The 18273-nt window shown below is 71.7% G+C and carries 18 protein-coding genes; 7 read left to right on the top strand and 11 right to left on the bottom strand.

Translation table 11 applies throughout. The features are described 5' to 3' along the window. Positions 1-2 precede the first annotated feature (2 nt). The 6 genes from MKK54_RS11150 to ileS form a co-directional block, all read right to left on the bottom strand. Positions 3-608, bottom strand: a complete 606-nt coding sequence (locus MKK54_RS11150; protein ID WP_244010937.1) for a HupE/UreJ family protein — start codon at positions 606-608, stop codon at positions 3-5. Between the two features lie 145 nt (positions 609-753). Continuing rightward, positions 754-2049 (bottom strand): M16 family metallopeptidase, encoded by a 1296-nt coding sequence (locus tag MKK54_RS11145; RefSeq protein ID WP_244010862.1) that lies wholly within the window; start codon positions 2047-2049, stop codon positions 754-756. Positions 2050-2118: 69 nt separating this feature from the next. Further along, positions 2119-3498 carry a M16 family metallopeptidase gene (locus MKK54_RS11140; protein WP_244010861.1) on the bottom strand — a complete coding sequence of 460 codons (1380 nt, stop codon included), beginning with the start codon at positions 3496-3498 and terminating at the stop codon, positions 2119-2121. A 154-nt stretch (positions 3499-3652) separates the two neighbouring features. After that, complete coding sequence (locus MKK54_RS11135; RefSeq protein ID WP_244010860.1) at positions 3653-4291, bottom strand: hypothetical protein; 639 nt, start codon at positions 4289-4291, stop codon at positions 3653-3655. Between the two features lie 240 nt (positions 4292-4531). Further along, positions 4532-5053 carry a signal peptidase II gene (lspA, locus tag MKK54_RS11130; protein WP_244010859.1) on the bottom strand — a complete coding sequence of 174 codons (522 nt, stop codon included), beginning with the start codon at positions 5051-5053 and terminating at the stop codon, positions 4532-4534. After that, positions 5050-8031: an isoleucine--tRNA ligase gene (ileS, locus tag MKK54_RS11125; RefSeq protein WP_244010858.1), complete on the bottom strand. Its 2982-nt coding sequence runs from the start codon at positions 8029-8031 to the stop codon at positions 5050-5052. Before ileS ends, lspA begins: the two co-directional genes overlap by 4 nt. A 389-nt stretch (positions 8032-8420) precedes the next feature. Here ileS and MKK54_RS11120 point away from each other — a divergent pair, with 389 nt between their 5' ends. Beyond that, entirely contained in the window at positions 8421-8684 is a 264-nt protein-coding gene (locus MKK54_RS11120; protein ID WP_244010857.1) for a hypothetical protein, read from the top strand. Here the strand turns inward: MKK54_RS11120 and MKK54_RS11115 are convergent. Then, positions 8675-9592 carry a DMT family transporter gene (locus tag MKK54_RS11115; protein WP_244010856.1) on the bottom strand — a complete coding sequence of 306 codons (918 nt, stop codon included), beginning with the start codon at positions 9590-9592 and terminating at the stop codon, positions 8675-8677. The genes MKK54_RS11120 and MKK54_RS11115 overlap by 10 nt on opposite strands. A gap of 226 nt (positions 9593-9818) precedes the next feature. Here MKK54_RS11115 and MKK54_RS11110 point away from each other — a divergent pair, with 226 nt between their 5' ends. Continuing rightward, positions 9819-10199: a hypothetical protein gene (locus MKK54_RS11110; protein WP_244010855.1), complete on the top strand. Its 381-nt coding sequence runs from the start codon at positions 9819-9821 to the stop codon at positions 10197-10199. A gap of 44 nt (positions 10200-10243) precedes the next feature. Here MKK54_RS11110 and MKK54_RS11105 read toward each other — a convergent pair whose 3' ends face one another. Together MKK54_RS11105 and MKK54_RS11100 are read right to left on the bottom strand one after the other, a co-directional pair. Next, entirely contained in the window at positions 10244-10885 is a 642-nt protein-coding gene (locus MKK54_RS11105; protein WP_409564161.1) for a MarR family winged helix-turn-helix transcriptional regulator, read from the bottom strand. Positions 10886-11087: 202 nt separating this feature from the next. Next, complete coding sequence (locus MKK54_RS11100; protein WP_244010854.1) at positions 11088-11408, bottom strand: DMT family transporter; 321 nt, start codon at positions 11406-11408, stop codon at positions 11088-11090. Positions 11409-11748: 340 nt separating this feature from the next. Here MKK54_RS11100 and rfbF point away from each other — a divergent pair, with 340 nt between their 5' ends. The 5 genes from rfbF to MKK54_RS11075 are packed head-to-tail and all read left to right on the top strand — an operon-like array spanning position 11749 to position 16340. Continuing rightward, the gene (rfbF, locus tag MKK54_RS11095; protein ID WP_244010853.1) at positions 11749-12516 is read left to right on the top strand and encodes a glucose-1-phosphate cytidylyltransferase; all 768 of its coding nucleotides are present in this window, start codon (positions 11749-11751) and stop codon (positions 12514-12516) included. Between the two features lie 24 nt (positions 12517-12540). Then, positions 12541-13647 (top strand): CDP-glucose 4,6-dehydratase, encoded by a 1107-nt coding sequence (gene rfbG, locus MKK54_RS11090; protein WP_244010852.1) that lies wholly within the window; start codon positions 12541-12543, stop codon positions 13645-13647. Positions 13648-13652: 5 nt separating this feature from the next. Beyond that, on the top strand, positions 13653-14903 hold the full coding sequence (locus tag MKK54_RS11085; protein ID WP_244010851.1) for a class I SAM-dependent methyltransferase: 1251 nt from the start codon (positions 13653-13655) through the stop codon (positions 14901-14903). 4 nt (positions 14904-14907) lie between these two features. Beyond that, a complete protein-coding gene (locus MKK54_RS11080) occupies positions 14908-15438 on the top strand; it encodes a dTDP-4-dehydrorhamnose 3,5-epimerase family protein (protein WP_244010850.1) in 531 nt (176 codons plus the stop codon). Further along, positions 15426-16340: an NAD-dependent epimerase/dehydratase family protein gene (locus tag MKK54_RS11075; RefSeq protein ID WP_409564160.1), complete on the top strand. Its 915-nt coding sequence runs from the start codon at positions 15426-15428 to the stop codon at positions 16338-16340. The genes MKK54_RS11080 and MKK54_RS11075 overlap by 13 nt, the downstream gene beginning before the upstream one ends. Before the next feature lie 7 nt (positions 16341-16347). Here MKK54_RS11075 and MKK54_RS11070 read toward each other — a convergent pair whose 3' ends face one another. Then, positions 16348-16740, bottom strand: coding sequence for a response regulator (locus MKK54_RS11070; protein WP_409564165.1), 393 nt, complete (start codon positions 16738-16740; stop codon positions 16348-16350). Positions 16741-16905: 165 nt separating this feature from the next. Then, positions 16906-18159: an adenosylmethionine--8-amino-7-oxononanoate transaminase gene (locus tag MKK54_RS11065; RefSeq protein ID WP_244010847.1), complete on the bottom strand. Its 1254-nt coding sequence runs from the start codon at positions 18157-18159 to the stop codon at positions 16906-16908. Positions 18160-18273 lie beyond the last annotated feature (114 nt).

The raw sequence follows: 18273 nt of genomic DNA, 5'->3' as shown, positions 1-18273 counted from the left end.
TGTCAGAGGGCGCCGGCGAGGAGGCCGAGGCCCGCCACCGCGAGGCCGGCTCCGGCCACCCGAAGCGCGGCCAGGCTCTGCATCAGGCGGCCGGCGGAGAGGCCGAGACCGAGCCCGGCCGCATGCAGCAGGGCGGTCGCGCCGATGAAGCCGAGGCCGTAGCTCAGGCCGGAGGCGGTCTCCGGCATCTCCGCGCCGTGGGCATGGCCGTGGAACACCGCGAAGGCGCCCACGAGCACCATGGCGGCGACGACCGGCAGGGCGGGCCGCAGGGCGAGGGAGGCGCCGAGCACCACGACCGAGAGGGCGATGCCGATCTCGACGAAGGGCAGCGCGATGCCGCCGGCGCCCAGGATCCCGCCGACCACCATCATGCCGAGGAAGGCCAGGGGCACGAGGTACAGGGCCCGTCCGCCGATGCGCGCCGCGATCAGGCCCACGGCCACCATCGCGAGCACGTGGTCGAGCCCGGTCAGGGGGTGCAGGAAGCCGTGCGACAGGCCGGACGCCGCCTCGTGACCCGGATGCGCGAGGGCGGGCGTCGCGGCGAGAACCGTCGCCGCCGCGATGGCGAGGCGGGCCGGCAGGGAGGCGAGGCGTGCGGTCATTCGGACGATCCCGAGCTTGAAGGTGAGCGGCGCGGCATCGTCGGCGCCCGGACGGTAACTAGCAACCGCCATGCCCGCGCACAGCCCCGAACGTCCGCCGCGGGACAACGTCCGCCCCGCCCCGCGGCCGTTCGTTTCGTGGCCTTCAGAAATCCGTGGGCCGGCCGGCGGCCACCACCAGCATCCGGCCGTCCGCGAAGGTGCGGGCGCCGGCGCGGCGGATATCGGCCTGGGTCACGTTGGTGACGAGGTCGTTGCGCCGGGCGATGTAGTCCATGCCGAGCCCTTCGAAGGCGATCTGCACGAGCTGGTGGGCGATCTTGGTCGAGGTATCGAAGCCCAGCGCGTAGGAGCCGGTGAGATAGTCCTTGGCTTTCTGCAGCTCCTCGTCCGAGGGGCCTTCGGTGATGAGGCGGCCGATCTCCTCGCCGATCACCGACAGGGCCTCGCCGACGCGCTCGTTCTTGGTGGCGGTGTAGCCCCAGGTCATCGAGGCGGCGCGGTGGCTGACGAGCGAGGTGCCCACCGAGTAGGCGAGGCCGCGCTTCTCGCGCACCTCCTGGAACAGGCGCGAGGTGAAGGAACCGCCGCCGAGGATGTGGTTCAGGACGTAGGCGGGGATGAAGTCCGGGTCGCGCCAGGCGACGCCGTTCATGCCGAAGCGGATCACCGATTGCGGCACGTCGAGGTCGACCACGTGGCGCTGGCCGAGGTTTCGCACCTGGGTCTCGGGCACGGCCTTGAGGGGGGCGGCCATGTCGAGCCGGCCGAAGGCGCGGTCGAGGGCCTCGGCGAGGCGGTCCGCGTCGATGGCGCCCACCGCCGCGACCTTCACGGCGCCGCGCCCGATGATCCGGCGGTGCATCGCCACGAGGTCGTCGCGGGTGATCGCCGCGATGCTCTCCGGCGTGCCCGAGGAGGGGCGCGCATAGGCGTGGCCCGGATAGGCCTCGGCGAAGAAGCGGCGCGAGGCCATCACGCCGGGGTCGTTCTGCTGGTAGCGCAGGCCGGCGAGGGTCTGGGCCCGCACCCGCTCGATCGCGTCGGGATCGAGACGGGGCTTGGCCAGGGCCAGGGCGAGGAGCTCGATGGCCTCGTCGGTGTGCTTGACGAGCATCTTGAGCGAGCCGCCCAGCGCGTCGGCGCCGGCATGGAACGAGAGCTCGATGGCCCGGGCCGCGAGCCGTTCCTGGAAGGCGTCCGAGGAGAGATCGCCCGCGCCCTCGTCGAGGAGGCGGGCGAGCATCTGGGCGACGCCCGCCTTGCCCTCCGGGTCCTGCGCCGCGCCGCCCTCGAAGGTGAAGGCCAGGGCGATCAGGGGCACCACCTGGGATTCGACGTGCCACGCCTCGATGCCGGGGGCGGCCGCCACGGGCACGGCCTGGGTCGGCGACGTCGCGGAGCGGGTGCTGTCGACCAGATGGGTGGTGGCCACGGTCATGGAAACCTCATTCTGTGCGGGGGGCGCGGGCGAAAGCCGCTGCCTCGCGAAGGGCGTGGGACGGCCGCTTCAGGCCGCGTCGGCCTCACGGGCCTTGGTCAGGTAGCCGGTGACGGACCGGGACGGCGTCAGGTAGCGTTCGGCGACGGCCGCGAGGCGGCTCTGCGTCACGCCCTCGATGTCGGAGGGCCAGCGGCGGACCTCCTCGATCGACTCGCCGATGGCGAGCGCCGATCCGTAGATGCGCGCGAGCGAGGACTGGCTGTCGGAGGAATAGACCGTCTCGGCCACGAGCCGGGTCTTGGCCCGCTCGATCGCTTCCGCGCTCAGGGCCTCGGAGGGGACGCGGCGCAGGACGCGGTCGACCTCCTCCTCCAGCTTCTCCAGGCTGACGCCCTCGGCCGGAATCGCGTAGACCGAGAAGCGGGTGTCGTCGATGGCCGAGCCCATGTACCAGGCGCCCGCGTTCACGGCGACGCCGAGTTCCATCACCAGCTTGCGGTAGAGGTAGGAGGTGGAGCCCCCGCCCATCACCTCGGCGAGCAGTTCGAGCGCGTGGCACTCGCCGTCGCGCGCCGTGATGCAGGACGGGGTGAGGTAGAGCCGCTGCAAGGTGGGCTGCTCGACCTTGGGGTCGGCGACCGCGAGGCGGCGCAGGGCCCTCGGCTCCGGCTCCCTGGCGCGGATGCGCAGCGGCCGGGCGCCCTGGGGCGTGACGCGGCCATAGGTGTCGTCGGCCATGCGGCGGACGTCGTCCGGCGTCACGTCGCCGGCCACCACCAGGATCGCGTTCTCCGGCGTGTAGAAGCGCTTGTAGTAATCGAGGGCGTGGGTGCGATTCAGCTCCTCGATCTCGTGCATCCAGCCGATGATCGGCGTTCCGTAGGGGTGATGCACGAAGAGCGAGGCGGCCATGGCCTCGGAGAGCTGGGCCGAGGGGTCGGTCTCGACCCGCATGCGGCGCTCTTCCAGCACCACGTCGCGCTCGGGCGCCACCACGGCGTCGTCGAGGACGAGGCCGGTCATGCGGTCGGCCTCGAATTCCATCATGGTCTTGAGATGGTCGCGGGCGACGCGCTGGAAATAGGCGGTGTAATCGTAGGAGGTGAAGGCGTTTTCCTGGCCGCCGAGGCCCGAGACGGCCTTCGAGAAGGCGCCGATCGGGTGCCGCTCGGTGCCCTTGAACATCAGGTGCTCGAGGAAGTGGGCGATGCCGGACTGGCCCAGCGGATCATCGGCCGAGCCGTTGCGGTACCACACCATGTGGGTCACGACGGGGGCGCGGTGGTCCGGAACGACGACGACGTCGAGGCCATTGTCGAGCGCGAAGGCGCTGACCTCGGGTCCGCCCGCCTCGGAGCGCCCGAAGGGCGCGGCTTCCGCCCGGCCCGCGCTGGCATGGCCGCGCGTCGGTCCGAAGAGGGGCGTGTCCTTCCTGAACAGATGCATCAAAGCTGATCCTTCCGCGGCCGGCCTTTGCGGGGGCCGTGCCTCATGTTGGCGTTGCGCCGGCCCCGCGCCACTGGGCATGCGTCGGAGGGGCCGGGCGTGGTGGGTCCTCGACGGCGACCGGTGCCCACGCGACACCGGCCCGGACCCGGACTCAGTTCGCGGATCGTGCGCGCAGGTAGGTGCCCGGATCGGATTCCTCGCGCTCGCGCGAGGGGTTGTTGACGGGCTCGCCGTTCGACTTCGCGATCTTGCGCGGCGGCTTGCGGTAGCCCGTCGGCGGATCGGTCAGCACGTCGCGGTCGGGCTCGACGGCGGAGGGCTCCTGGGCCTCGGCGGAGCGCAAGCCGAAGGGGTTCGACCAGAACGAATTCCTGTCGTCGTTCTCACCCTCGGTCCGGCCCGGCTCCGTCCGGACCTGGGCGCCGGCCCGGCGGCCGCCGCGCATCTCGTCGATGGACAGCGTCATATTGTTGTCGTTCATCCGGCCCTGCGTCCCGCGCGCGATCGGCTTGCGGGCCTCCTCGCGCTCGCGTTCGCGCTGGACGATCTCGGGGTCCTTCGGCCACTGGGCCGAGGCCTCGGGCCTGCGCGGCTCCGGCAGGGCCTTGCTGTCGAGCTTGGGCGGCATCACCAGGGGGGCCCGCTCGCGGTAGTTGATCGCGGGCTTCTCGGGCTCGATCAGGCCGATGTTGCTGAGGGCGTCGCGCATGAACACGCCCTGTTGCGCCTGCGCGCTTCCGGCGGTCAGAACGCCCGCCACCACCATCAGCAAACCGCGATGCCCGATCATGCTATCCCCGTTCTCCGCCCGGTTGGCCGGGCCCGGATGACCGCGTCGTCCCGCGATCCCGTTCCGACTCGCCCGAATCCGATTTGCCCGATCCGATCCCGCCTGATCCGACCCAACGCGGCCTGATCCTGGTTTCAGGCGATCGTATGGCGCCTTGACCGCAGCGCACCAGCCTCGGCCGCACAACGATCCCCGGTGTGGTTTACGGATCACATCTCCAGGCGGAATGCGGGCACGCCCTCAACGTTCGGAACCGGTGCGCCGGGGCGCGGGCCAGAGGCTGTCGAGGATCAGCCCGATCACGCCCGCGACGATGGCCGCGTCCGCGACGTTGAACACGTACCAGGACCAGCCGCCCCAGTGCAGGTGCACGAAATCGAACACCGCGCCGTAGGCGGCCCGGTCGATGGCGTTGCCGATGGCGCCGCCCGCCACCAGCCCGAGGGCGAGGCCCAGCAGGCGCGATTCGGCCCGCCGCATCCAGACCGACAGGGCGATGGCCGCGAGACAGGAGACGGCCACCAGCACCCAGCGCCCGAGGCTGCCCTCCTGCTGGAACATCCCGTAGGACACGCCCCGGTTCCAGACCACGAGGAAGTCCGCGAAGGGCGCGACCCGCCAGGGCTGGGTCAGCACGAGGTCGGTGCCGAAATAGAGCCCGAGCTTCGAGGCCTGGTCGAGGATCAGGGTGACGAGGAGCGCCGCGAGGCCGAGGCGGAACGGGGTCGGGCGCCCGTTCCGGTTCGCCGGGACGGCGCTCACGCGGCGTCCGTGCCGGGATGCGCCGCGTCCCACTCGCGCAGGGCCCGCGCGTCGCGCGGCGTCACGTCGGGGTAATCCGGGTCGCTGCCGACCTCGGGCGTCACCCGCCAGGAGCGGGCGCATTTGCGGCCCTCGGCCAGGGCCGGGACCACCGCGACGCCGCGCACGTCGTCGAGGCGGAAGGCCTCGGCCGGGCCCTCGCCGTCCGCGATGCGGATGGCGGAGGTGATGCAGATGTCGGCGAAGTCGACGCCCGCGATGATGGCGCGCAGGTCGGCATCGGCGATGTGGACGGTGGGCGCCGCCTCCAGGCTGGCACCGATGCGCTTGGCCGTGCGCTCGATCTCCAGGGCGCCGGTCACGACCCGGCGCACCCGGCGGATCGTCTGCCAGCGGGTCGCCAGGGCCTCGTCACGCCAGGAGGCCGGTGTCTCCGGCAGCGTCTGGAGGTGGACGGAGCCGGTCTGCGACGGATACCGGTCGAGCCACGCCTCCTCGGCCGTGAAGGCCAGCACGGGCGCCAGCCAGATCGTGACCCGGCGGAAGGTCTCGTCGATCACCTGCAGGGCGGCCCGGCGCACGGCCGAGGAGGCCGGGTCGCAGTAGAGCACGTCCTTGCGGACGTCGAAGTAGAAGGCCGAGAGGTCGCCGGTCATGAAGCCGTTGAGGAGCGCCACCACCCGCTTGGTGTCGAAGGTCGCGTAGGCCTCGCGGATCTCGCCGTCGAGTTCGGCCAGCCGGTGCCGGATCAGCCGCTCCAGTTCGGGCAGATCCGCGTGGGCGATCTCCGCGCCGGGCTCGAAATGGGCCAGCGAACCGAGCATCCAGCGCACGGAGTTGCGCAGCTTGCGATAGGTCTCCGCGAAGGTCTTGATGATCTCCGGGCCGATGCGCAGGTCGTCCGCGTAGTCGGAGGCCGCCACCCAGAGGCGCAGGATGTCGGCGCCGGAATCCTTGATGACGTTCTGGGGGGCGACGACGTTGCCCTTCGACTTCGACATCTTCAGGCCCTTGGGGTCGAGCACGAACCCGTGGGTGAGGACGATGTCGTAGGGTGCGCGCCCGCGCGTGCCGGCGGATTCCAGCAGCGAGGATTGGAACCAGCCGCGATGCTGGTCGGAGCCCTCCAGGTACATCACCGTGTCGGTGCCGCCGTCGCGGCGGCGCTTGACGCCGGAGAGGCCGGGGAACTGCTCGGGATCGTCGAGCACGAAGGCGTGGGTCGAGCCGGAATCGAACCAGACGTCGAGGACGTCCGTGACCTTCTCGTAGTCGGCCGGATCGTGCTCGGGCTTCAGGAAGCGGGCGCCGTCCGGATCCGTGAACCAGGCATCGGCGCCCTCCGCCTCGAAGGCGTCCGCGATGCGGGCGTTCACGCGGTCGTCGCGCAGCACGTCGTGGGTGCCCTTCTTGACGAACACCGTGATGGGCACCCCCCAGGCGCGCTGGCGCGAGACCACCCAGTCGGGGCGGTTGCCGACCATGCCGTTGATACGGTTCTTGCCTTGCGGCGGGACCCATTGGGTGTCGTCGATGGCCTGGAGCGCCGTCTCGCGCAGGGTGCGGTTGCCCAGCGATTCCACCGGCTTGTCCATCGCGATGAACCATTGCGGCGTGTTGCGGAAGATGACGGGCTTCTTCGAGCGCCAGGAATGGGGATAGCTGTGCTTGAGGGTGCCGCGCGCCACCAGGGTGCCGGCCTCGGTGAGGGCGGCGATGATCGCCTTGTTGGCGTCGCCCTTCTCGCCCTTGTGGTTAAGGACGAGTTTTCCCGTGAAACCGGGCGCGTCCTCCGTCAGGGTACCATCGGCATCCACGGTGTAGGGGATGCGGGTGTCGATGCCGCGCTCGGCGAGCGCCCTTCCGTTGGCCATCCAGACCTCGAAATCCTCGCGGCCATGGCCCGGGGCCGTGTGGACGAATCCGGTGCCGGCCTCGTCGGTGACGTGGTCGCCGTCGAGGAGGGGGACGGGGAAGTCGTAGCCGGCGACGTGGCCGGCGAGCGGATGCGCCAGGGTCAGGCCGGCGAGTTCGGCCGGGGTGACGTCGCGCAGGCGTTCGAAGCCCTCGACGCGGGCGCTCGCGAAGACCGAGACCGCGAGGGTGTCGGCGAGGAGGTAGGCGTCCCCGACCTTGGCCCAATTCTCTTCGGCGGCGGCCGTCACCCGGTACAGCCCGTAGGCGACGCGCTTCGAATAGGCCACGGCGCGGTTGCCCGGCATGGTCCAGGGCGTGGTGGTCCAGATCACCACGCGGGCGTCCGCCAGATCCCCGGCCGCGCCGGCGGTCGGCCGGAACGCCGCGAAGATGGTGTCGCTGACGACGTCCTCGTACTCGACCTCGGCCTCGGCGAGCGCGGTCTTCTCGACCACGGACCACATCACCGGCTTCGAGCCGCGATAGAGCTGGCCGGTGGTCGCGAAGGTCATGAGTTCGCGGGCGATGGTGGCCTCCGCCGGGAACGTCATGGTGGCGTAGGGGTGATCCCAGTCGCCGGTGACGCCCAGGCGCTTGAACTCGCTGCGCTGCGTGTCGAGCCACTGGCCGGCGAAGGCCCGGCATTCCTGGCGGAATTCGAGGACCGGTACGCTGTCCTTGTTGCGGCCCTTGGCGCGGTACTGCTCCTCGATCTTCCACTCGATCGGCAGGCCGTGGCAGTCCCAGCCCGGCACGTAATTGGCGTCGTAGCCGAGCGCCCCTTGAGCCCGGACGATGACGTCCTTCAGGATCTTGTTCAGCGCCGTGCCGATGTGGATGTTGCCGTTGGCGTAGGGGGGGCCGTCGTGCAGCACGAATTTCGGCCGGCCGGCGGCCGTCGCGCGGATCTGTCCGTAGAGGTCGGTGGCGGCCCAGCGCTCCAGCAGCAGCGGCTCGCGCACCGGCAGGCCGGCCCGCATGGGGAATTCGGTCCGGGGCAGGAACAGGGTCTTCGAATAGTCGCGGGCGGGCGCACCGGCGGGGGGGGTCTGGTCGCTCATGGGGATCTGTGAAGTCTTTGACGCGGGGTCGGTCATGAAGGCGGTCGGCGGGCGATCGCGCCACCGGGGCCGGCGGAATGGAGGCGAATCCTCGCCCTCCCGGCCTTCGCATCGGTCCGCCGCGGCGGCCCTCAGGCGCAGGCCGGGCTGATAATTCGCGACGCGGACGGAGCCGGCAGGCCGGGCCGCGTCCTTGGATCACCCTGAGCGCACATGCGGCGGCTTCTAGCAGCGGCGCCGGCCCGAGACCAGCGAGCTTTCACGCCCGGTCAACCACCGCGAACGTTCGATGCCACCTTTTTCAAGCTCGGCCGTTGTCCCGCACGCGTTCGAGCGCTGCCGGGGCTCCGGGTAAGTCGCCCGCACGCAACGATCCAGGGAGAATCATCATGAGAAAAGCTCTGCTCGCCGCCAGCCTCGTTCTGTCCGCCTTCGCCCTGTCCGGCGCCGCCGAAGCGCAGGGATTGCCCGGCGGCATCCGGCGCGGCGCGGCCGAGGGCGATCGTGTCGCCGGTCCGGTGGGCGGGATCGTCGGCGGCGCCGTCGGCGGTGCGGTCGGCACCGTGAACGGGGCGCTGGGCATCGATCCGGGCCGTCGCGCCTACCGCACCCGCATGCATTCGCGCCATCGGCACCACCGCCGTCACCGCTGAGGCCGGCGCCGCTCCTGGGCCAGCAGGTAGAGGCCCGAGCCAATGACGATGGACGCGCCGATCAGCGTCCATCGGTTCGGCACGTCGCCGAAGACGAGGTAGCCCAGCATCAGCGACCACACGAGCTGCGTGTAGATGAAGGGCGCGAGCACGTTGGCGGGTGCGCGGGCGTGAGCCAGCACCAGCAGCCAGTGCCCCATCGTGCCGAACAGGCCGACCCCGATCAGCAGGGCCCAGGTGACCCAGGTCGCGGGCGTGGTCCAGATCCAGGGCAGGAGCGGGCTCATCACCGCAAGGCCCGCGAGCCCCGAGTAGAACACCGTGGTGGCCGTGGAATCGACCGCCGCCAGCTTGCGCGTGGTGAGCACGTAGAACGCGTAGCACAGCATGTTGCCGATGCTGAGGAGCACCGCCGGCTGGAACGCGCCGACACCCGGCCGGACGATGACGAGGACGCCGAGGAAGCCGATCCCCACCGCCACGAGCCGGCGCGGCGACGACCATTCGCCGAGCAGCGGCCCCGCGAGCAGCGCCACCATCAGGGGCGTCGCGAACTGGATCGACAGGGTCTCGGCGAGCTGGAGCTTGCGCAGGGCCAGGAAGTTGAGCGCTGTCGAGCCGAACAGCAGCAGGGAGCGCAGGACCTGCAGGGTGAGGCGGTTCGTGCGCGCGACGCCGGGCGTGCGCACCGGGTTCAGGACCATCAGCACCAGGCCGACATTCACCGCGTAGCGCATGAACGTCGAGAGAAGCGGGTCGACGCCCATCCCGGCGAGCGTCTTGGCCGAGGCGTCGAGGCAGGCGAAGAACGCCAGCGTTCCGCACATCAGGGCAATGCCGATCAGTCGCCGGTTCGGCGCGATCCGGTGGCGGCTCGGCGCCGGCTCAGCCCCCGTCTCTTGCAACACGATTCGATCCCGACTTGCGGCGTTCCGCCCGATGCGGATGGCGCGACCGGCGGAGCTTTAGAACAGGGACCTTTCGGCGGACACCCGCGCCGCCGTCGGGGCGGACCCGCCACGGCGGCAAAATCATGCCCCACCCATGGAATCCGGCGGCGATTCCGAGGCGCGTCGACAGAATTTTATGATTCGACGCGCCATAACCCGGCGGAAGGATCTCGGCGGAGGGCCGATGACGGCGAAGACGATTCCGCTGCTTGCCACGATCGGTCTGATCAGCCTGATGGTCTTCCCAGCGCCGGGGCTCTGTGGCCTGCTGATCGGGGTGGCTTGCAGCCTCGCGATCATCCTGTCGGCGCTCCTGTGGCTGCTCGACCGGATCGTCACGCGCCTCGCGCTCCTGTGGGACCGGAAGGCCGGGCGCCGCGTGCGCCGCCAGGTGCATGCCGGCTCGGGCATGACGCGCAGGAGCGGGACGCCGCAAGGGGCTTCCGAAGCCTTCCCTCCGGCCGCTTCCCTGGAGCCGCCGCGTCTCTCGCCCGTCCAGGTCCGGTCCCAGATCGCCGCGCGTCGGCGCGCATCGAAAGATCTGGAGCCCTTCCGGATTCGCTGATCGGACCCCGGGCGATCCGCCGTCTCGAGGCTTCGCCCGATGCGCTACAGCGCCTCCGGCACCGCGAGGGTGTCGGGCTCGTCCTCGTCCATCTCGGAATCGCCCTCGACCTCGTGGCCGGTGACACCGGAGACCTCGGCGAGGTTGCGGGCCGCCTTGCGCAGCAGCTTGCGCAGGCGGCGCTTCTCCTTGCCGTCGAACCCGTCGAGGAGTTCGGCCTCGACCTCGTCCCAGATCCGCTCGATGGCGGCGGCCTTGGCCAGCCCCGTCTCGGTAAGGCGCACGCGCACGATGCGGCCGTCGCCCGCCTCGGCCCGGCGCTCGACGAAACCGAGTGCCGCCAGCCGCGAGATGGTCTTCGAGGCGGTGGGTGGGCGCACCCGCAGGGTCGCGGCGAGGTCGCCCATCGTCATGGTGCCGGCCGCGGCGAGCGCCTGCACCACCTGTTCCTGGCCGGCGAAGAGATCCAGGGTGGCCAGCCGGTCGCCGACGCGGGAGCGGTGAAGACGCGCGGCCTGCACCAGGGCCCAGCCCACGCTCTTGGAGCCGGGCGGACGCAGGCGCTTGTCGGACTTGCTCATGTTCGGCTCGGGCTCCCGATCATCCTTCGCCCCGGCGCGCGCGGCCATCGCGGCGCGAGCCAGGCCCTCGCCGGGTTCGGCCTCCATGCGCTCGTCCGCCCGCATTGTCCGCCCTCTTCGACACGATAGCGCACGGGCGATGCGCCCGCGCGGTCCTTCCCGCCGCATCCACCGGCAAGGTGGCGCGTTTGTCACGGGACTCTTGCCAAGGGGCATGGGCCGTGCGTGTGAAGCTGAGATGACAGAGGCGGATCGGGGGGCGTTTCGGGGCGGGAGCGCGCCCGAGCCGATTCGCCCGTACGGCGGCTCAGTGCGGGCTCGACAGCTTCATCAGGACGAGGCCGGAGACGATCAGGCCGGCCGCGACGAGGCGCGCCGGGCTCGCCTGTTCTCCGAGCACGCCGATGCCCACGAGGAACGCGCCGACGGCGCCGATGCCCGTCCAGATCGTGTAGGCGGTGCCCAGGGGCAGCGTCCGCATGGCCAGCGCCAGCAGGCCGACGCTGCCCAGCATCGCCACGGCCATGATCGCGGTCGGCCAGGGCCGCGTGAAGCCGTCGGATTGCTTCATGGCGTAGGCCCAGACGACTTCGAGCATGCCGGCGGCGACGAGGATGATCCAGGCCACGGAAGCCCTCCTGAAAGGGCCGGGCCGTCCCGGACTTCTGCCCCGCGCGGGCGGGGGGGAGGACGTGGCCTCGCCGGGGCCGGGTAGACGGAGGCTTCGCGCCGGTCAACCGCCCCTCGGAGCGGGGGCCGCGGTCCCGTTCCGGGTCCTGCATCCGGGCTTTGCCGCGCGGACCGGTGCGCGGGCCTGCCTGGACGAAGCCGACCCCCTCGCTTAAGCCTTGCGGGCTCGGACTCGGTTGTTTCGCCGGAAACGCGGATCGCGTTCGAAAACCCACGTCCACCCTTGAGCGATCCCGGGCGGCGCGCGGGACGGACGCCGCTCGGACTTCAGGACACCCATGAAGGCAGTCATCCTCGCAGGCGGTCTCGGCACGCGCCTCTCCGAGGAGACGGTGACGCGCCCCAAGCCCATGCTGGAGATCGGCGGCCGGCCGATCCTCTGGCACATCATGCAGATCTTCGCCGCCCACGGGGTGCGCGAGTTCGTGATCTGCCTCGGCTACAAGGGCTACGTCATCAAGGAGTTCTTCCTGAACTACCGCCTGCACCTCTCCGACGTCACCGTCGACGTCGGGCGCGGCCACGTCGATTTCCACCGCAGCACCGCCGAGGACTGGCGGGTCTCGCTGATCGAGACCGGCGAGACCACGATGACGGGCGGGCGCCTGAAGCGGGTGCGGGACTATCTCGGCGACGAGGACTTCTTCATGACCTACGGCGACGGCGTCGCCGACGTGGACCTGACGGCGCTCGCCGCCTTCCACCGCGCGCACGGCAAGCTCGCGACCCTGACGGCGGTGACGCCGCCCGGCCGCTTCGGCGCCCTCGAACTCGAAGGGGGCTGCGTGCGCAACTTCCGCGAAAAACCCGCCGGGGACGGGGCGACGATCAACGGCGGCTTCTTTGTGCTCTCGCCGCGCGTGCTCGACCGGATCGAGGGCGACGCCACCGTGTGGGAAGCCGAGCCGCTGGAGAGCCTCGCCCGCGAGGGTCAGCTCGCGGCCTTCGTGCATTCCGGCTTCTGGCAGGCGATGGACACCCTGCGCGACAAGAACCATCTCGAAGCGCTCTGGGCCGGCGAGGCGCCGCCCTGGAAGTGCTGGTGACCCCCAGCGGAGATCGTTGACAGCGTGCAGCCCTCGCCCTTTCCCCTGCCGCGCAGCCGCGACGCGAATCCCGATCCCGCCTTCTGGGCCGGGCGGCGGGTGCTGGTCACCGGGCATACCGGCTTCAAGGGCGGCTGGCTCTGCCTCTGGCTGGAGCGCCTGGGCGCGCGGGTGAGCGGGCTGTCGCTGGCCCCGGAGGGGACGCCGAACCTGTTCGAGGCGGCAATGGTCGGGGCCGGCCTGGACTCGCACCTCGCCGACATCCGCGACGCCGATGCGGTGCGCGCGTGCCTTGCCGCCACGAACCCGGAGATCGTCCTCCACATGGCGGCCCAGGCCCTGGTGCGGGCCTCCTACCGCGACCCGCTCGGCACCTACGCCACCAACGTGATGGGCACCGCCCACGTGCTGGAGGCGGTGCGGGCGACGCCCTCCGTGCGGGCCGTCGTGGTGGTGACGAGCGACAAGGCCTACGCGAATCGCGAATGGCCCTACGGCTACCGCGAGACCGAGGCCCTGGGGGGACACGACCCCTACAGCAGTTCCAAGGCCTGCGCGGAGCTGGTGGCCGGCGCCTACCGCGCCGCGTTCCTGGCGGAGCGGGACTGCCGGGTCGCCACCGCGCGGGCGGGCAACGTCATCGGCGGCGGCGACTGGTCGGAGGACCGGCTGGTGCCCGACATCGTCCGGGCCTTCGCGCGCGGCGACTCCGTCGAGATCCGCGCGCCCCACGCGACCCGGCCCTGGCAGCACGTGCTCGAACCCCTGAGCGGCTATCTCCGCCTCGCCGAGTGCCTGGCCGGCGCGGACGGCGCCCGCTACGCCGAGGCCTGGAATTTCGGACCGGCGGACGAGGATTGCCGGCCCGTGGCCCATATCGTCGACGAACTCGCCCAGGCCTGGGGGGCGGACGCCCTCTGGCACCTCTCCGACGCCATCCACCCGCACGAGGCGACCTTCCTCAAGGTCGATGCCGCCAAGGCCCGCGCCTATCTCGCCTGGGACCGGCGCCTGCGCCTCGACGCCGCCCTGGCCTGGACCGCCGCCTGGCACCGGGCCGAGGCCAGCGGCGCCTCGGCCCGCGACCTCACCCTGGCGCAGATCGGCGCCTACGAAGCCCTCGGAGCGTGACAGGCGTGACCGGAACCCGCTCCTCCTCCGGAGATCGTCCTTGCCGCGCCTGCGGCGCCTCCCTGCACCGGAGCGTGGCCGATCTCGGCCTCTCGCCGCTGGCCAACGCCTACGTGCCGGCGGACCGCGCGCACCGGGGCGAGATGTTCCACCCCCTCCACGCCTATGTCTGCGAGGCCTGCTACCTCGTGCAGCTGGAGGCCTTCGAGACGGCGGAAGCGATCTTCTCGGATTACGCCTACTTCTCCGGCTTCTCGGCGGGCTGGCTGGCGCATGCCGAGGCCTACGTCGCGGCCATGCAGGCGCGCTTCGGCCTCGGCCCCGGAAGCCGAGTTGTGGAGGTCGCGAGCAACGATGGCTACCTGCTGCAATACGTCGTCGCGCGCGGCATCCCGGCGCTCGGGGTCGAGCCGGCCGCTAACGTGGCGGCGGTGGCGCGGGCGCGCGGCATTCCCACCGAGGTGGCGTTCTTCGGCGCCGAGACCGCCCGCCGCCTGACGGCGGCGGGGCATGCGGCCGACCTGATGGCGGCCAACAACGTGCTCGCCCACGTGCCCGACATCCACGACTTCGTGGAGGGGTTCCGAATTCTCCTGAAGGCGGACGGCGTCGCCACCTTCGAATTCCCGCACCTCCTGCGGATGATCGAGCAGCGCCAGTTCGACACGATCTACCACGAGCACTTCTCGTACCTCTCCCTCGGCGTCGTCTCGGGCATCCTGGAGGCGCACGGCCTGCGGGTGTTCGACGTCGAGGTCTGGCCGACCCATGGCGGCTCGCTGCGGGTCTTCGCCTGCCACGCCTCGGCGGCCCACCCGGCGACCCCGGCGGTCGCGCGGGTGCTGGCGCAGGAGCGCGCCGGCGGCCTGTTCGAGCCCGCAGGCTACGCCGCTTTCGCCGAGGACGTGGTCGCCATCAAGTGCGCCACGCTCGCCTTCCTGGCGGATCTGCGCCTGACGGGGGAGACGGTCTGCGCCTACGGGGCGGCGGCCAAGGGCAACACCTTCCTCAATTACTGCGGCATCGGCCCCGAACTGGTGCGGGCGGTGGCGGACCGCTCGCCGCACAAGCAGGGCACGCTTCTGCCCGGCAGCCGCATCCCGGTGGTCGCGCCGGACGCGCTGCTGGCGCTGCGGCCGGATTACGTCCTCATCCTGCCCTGGAACCTGAAGGACGAGATCGCGTCCGAGATGGCGGCGATCCGTGCCTGGGGAGGACGCTTCGTCACCGCGATCCCGCGCCTGACGGTGTTCTGACCCCATGCGCTTCGAGGCCCTCCCGCTCGCCGGCGCCTTCCGCGTCGCTCCGGAACCCCACGCCGATGCGCGCGGGTTCTTCGCCCGCACCGCCTGCGCGCAGGATTTCGCCGCGCATGGGCTGATCGGTGGGTTCAGCCAGTCCAGCATCTCGTACAATGCCAGGCGCGGCACCGTGCGGGGCCTGCACTTCTCGGCCGAGCCGCACGCGGAGACCAAGCTCGTGCGCTGCACGGCGGGTGCGATCCACGACGTCGTCGTCGACCTGCGGCCGGATTCCCCGACCTATCTCCGGAGTTACGGGGCCGAACTCAGCGCCGCCAACCGGCACGCCCTCTACGTTCCGGCCGGGTTCGCGCACGGGTTCCAGGCGCTCGGCGACGGGGCGGAGGTGCTCTACATGATCGACCGCCCCTACGTCGCCGGTAGCGCGCGCGGCCTGCGCTGGAACGACCCGGCCCTCGACGTCACTTGGCCGGAACCCGTCACGGTGATCGCCGAGCGCGACCTCGCCTATCCGGATTGGGTGGCGTGACACACCGCGTCCTCGTCACCGGCGCGACCGGTTTCGTCGGCCGCCACGTCGTGCCGGCCCTGGCGGCGCTCGGTTTCGAGGTTCACGGCGTCGGCCGCTCGCCCCGGGACGGCGCGAGGTTTCACGCCGCCGACCTGCTGGTGCCGGAGGCGCGGCGCGCGCTGGTCGCGCATGTCCGGCCGAGCCACCTGCTGCACCTTGCCTGGGATGCCGAGCCCGGACGCTACTGGACCTCCGCGGCCAATCTCGATTGGGTCGCGGCCAGCCTCGACCTCGCCCGGCTGTTCGCGGCGCAAGGGGGACGACGGTTCGTCGGAATCGGCACCTGCGCCGAGTACGCGTGGGGCGCGGCCCGCCTCGACGAGGCGGCGACGCCCTGCCGGCCCGCCACCCTCTACGGGGCGGCCAAGGACGGCACGCACCGCATCCTGGCCGCCTATGCCGGCACGCAGGGGCTCGGCCTTGCCTGGGGCCGCCTGTTCTATCTCTACGGACCGGGCGAGCGGCGCGGGCGCCTCGTTCCCGATGCGATCCGCGCCCTGACGGCCGGCACGCCGTTCCCGACCTCGGACGGGTACCAGCGCCGGGATTATCTCCACGTCGCGGATGCGGCCGGTGCCCTCGCCACGCTTCTGGCGAGCGACGTGACCGGGCCGGTGAATATCGGCTCGGGCACGGCGATTCCGGTGCGGACCCTCCTCGACGGACTGGCCGCGCGGATCGGGGGCGCCGACCGGCTGATCTACGGCGCGCGGCCGCTCGGCCCGGGCGAGCCGCCGGTCATCGAGGCCGAGACGCGCATCCTGAACGACGCGGTCGGCTTTCGTCCGGCCTACGGATGGGCGGAGGGGCTCGACGATACCGTGGCCTGGTGGCGCCGGCAGGACGCGCCGCCGCGCTGATCTGCGCTCAGCAGGGCAGCAGCCCCTTCAACTGCGAGAGGATGTCCTCGCCCGTGCAGGGACGGGAGATGAAGCGGGCGCCCGGCGGCATCCGCTCGGGGTCGGGCGCGGCCCGGCCCGAGACGATGACGATCGGCAGGCGGGGGCGCGCTTCCGAGACGGCGGTGGCGAGTTCGAAGCCGTTGGTCTTGCCGGACAATTCGACGTCGGTGATGAGGCCGCAGATGTCGGGACGGGCCTCGATGATGCCGAGGGCGCGCTCGGCGGACGCGCATTGCACGGTCTCGTAGCCGCCGTTCTCGAGCACGTCGCCGAGATCCATGATCGTCAGGGCCTCGTCCTCGACCAGGAGAATCACCGGCCGGTCGTCGTTCGCGTTCGTCGCCTCATCCACCACGATGCACCCTCCCAGCCCGTTTGGCGGCGAGCGCCGTCCGGACCCGACCGCCGGACGGAGCCCGAACTCCGTGACCGTGCGGTCGCGGGCCCGGGGCCAGCGCCACGTATCCCAACGAGCGACGGGGGCGCAGGTTGCAAGGTCCGGCGGTGAGGCGAGCGCCGGGGCTCAGGGGGCCGTTTCGCTCACCACCGCGCGCATCGCGTCGAGGAGCCGGGCGAGGTCGTCCGCCCCGATGGTGAGGGCGGGCGTGAGATAGACGATGTCGCCGAACGGCCGCACCCAGGTGCCGCGCGCGAGGAAGCGGCGCTTCAGGTCGGAGAGGTCGGGAGCCTGGCGGAACTGGACCGCGCCGATCGCGCCGAGGACGCGGATGTCGGCCACGTGGGGGAGGGCGCGCAGGGGTTCGAGCCCGTCCGCGAGGGCGGCCGCGATGGCGGCGGCCTGCTCCAGGCGCGGCTCCCGCGCGAACAGGTCGAGGCTGGCATCGGCCGCCGCGCAGGCGAGCGGGTTCGCCATGAAGGTCGGCCCGTGCATCAGGGCGGCGGCCGGATCGTCGGACAGGAAGCTCTCGAACACGGCGCGCGTGGCGATCGTGGCGGCCAGCGCCATCGTCCCCCCCGTCAGTGCCTTCGACAGGCACAGGATGTCGGGCACGAGGCCGGCCTGCTCGCAGGCGAACAGGGTCCCGGTGCGCCCGAACCCCGTGAAGATCTCGTCGGCGATGAGCGGCAGGCCGTGGCGCTTGGCGAGGCGGGCGATCGTCGCCAGAACCTCGGGCGGGTGCATCCGCATGCCGCCGGCTCCCTGCACGAGGGGCTCCACGATCACGGCCGCTAGGGTCCCGCGCTCGGCCGCCATGCGGGCATCGAGGGCGGACGCCGCGTCGTCCGTCCGCGGCAGGTCGCAGAAGACCTGGGCCGGCAGGTAGGCGCCGAAGCGCCGATGCATGCCCTCGTCGGGATCGCAGACCGACATCGCCCCGAGGGTGTCGCCGTGATAGCCCTCGCGGAAGGCCAGGATGCGGGTGCGCCCGGTGACGCCCCGGTTGATCCACATCTGCACCGCCATCTTCAGGGCGACCTCGACGGCCACCGAGCCCGAATCGGTGAAGAACACGTGGTCGAGATCGCCCGGCAGCAGGGCCGCGAGCCGCGCCGCCAGCCGCTCGGCGGGGGCGTGGGTGAGGCCGCCGAACATCACGTGCGGCATCGTCTCCAGCTGGGCCGCCACGGCAGCCCGGATGTGGGGATGGTTGTAGCCGTGCGCGGCGGTCCACCACGAGGCGATGCCGTCGATCAGTTCGCGGCCGTCCGCGAGGACGATGCGCGACCCGTGCGTGCGCACGGCCTCCAGCGGCGGGGCTGCGCCCCGCATCTGCGTGTAGGGCCGCCAGAGGTGTTGGGTGCGCGGGCTGTCCATGCGGCAAGGGGATGAGAGCCCGCGCGCATCGGGTCAAGGCCGCGACCGCGCCGGGAGCGCGGCCGTCGCCATTCCGGTTCCGGGGCACGACCTGCCCAGCCGCGCCCCCCCCCC

The sequence above is a fragment of the Methylobacterium sp. J-068 genome (genome assembly GCF_022829445.1).
Lineage (GTDB): Bacteria > Pseudomonadota > Alphaproteobacteria > Rhizobiales > Beijerinckiaceae > Methylobacterium.
The sequence above is the reverse complement of the archived record's forward strand: the minus strand, read 5'-3'. Positions and strand labels throughout refer to the sequence as shown.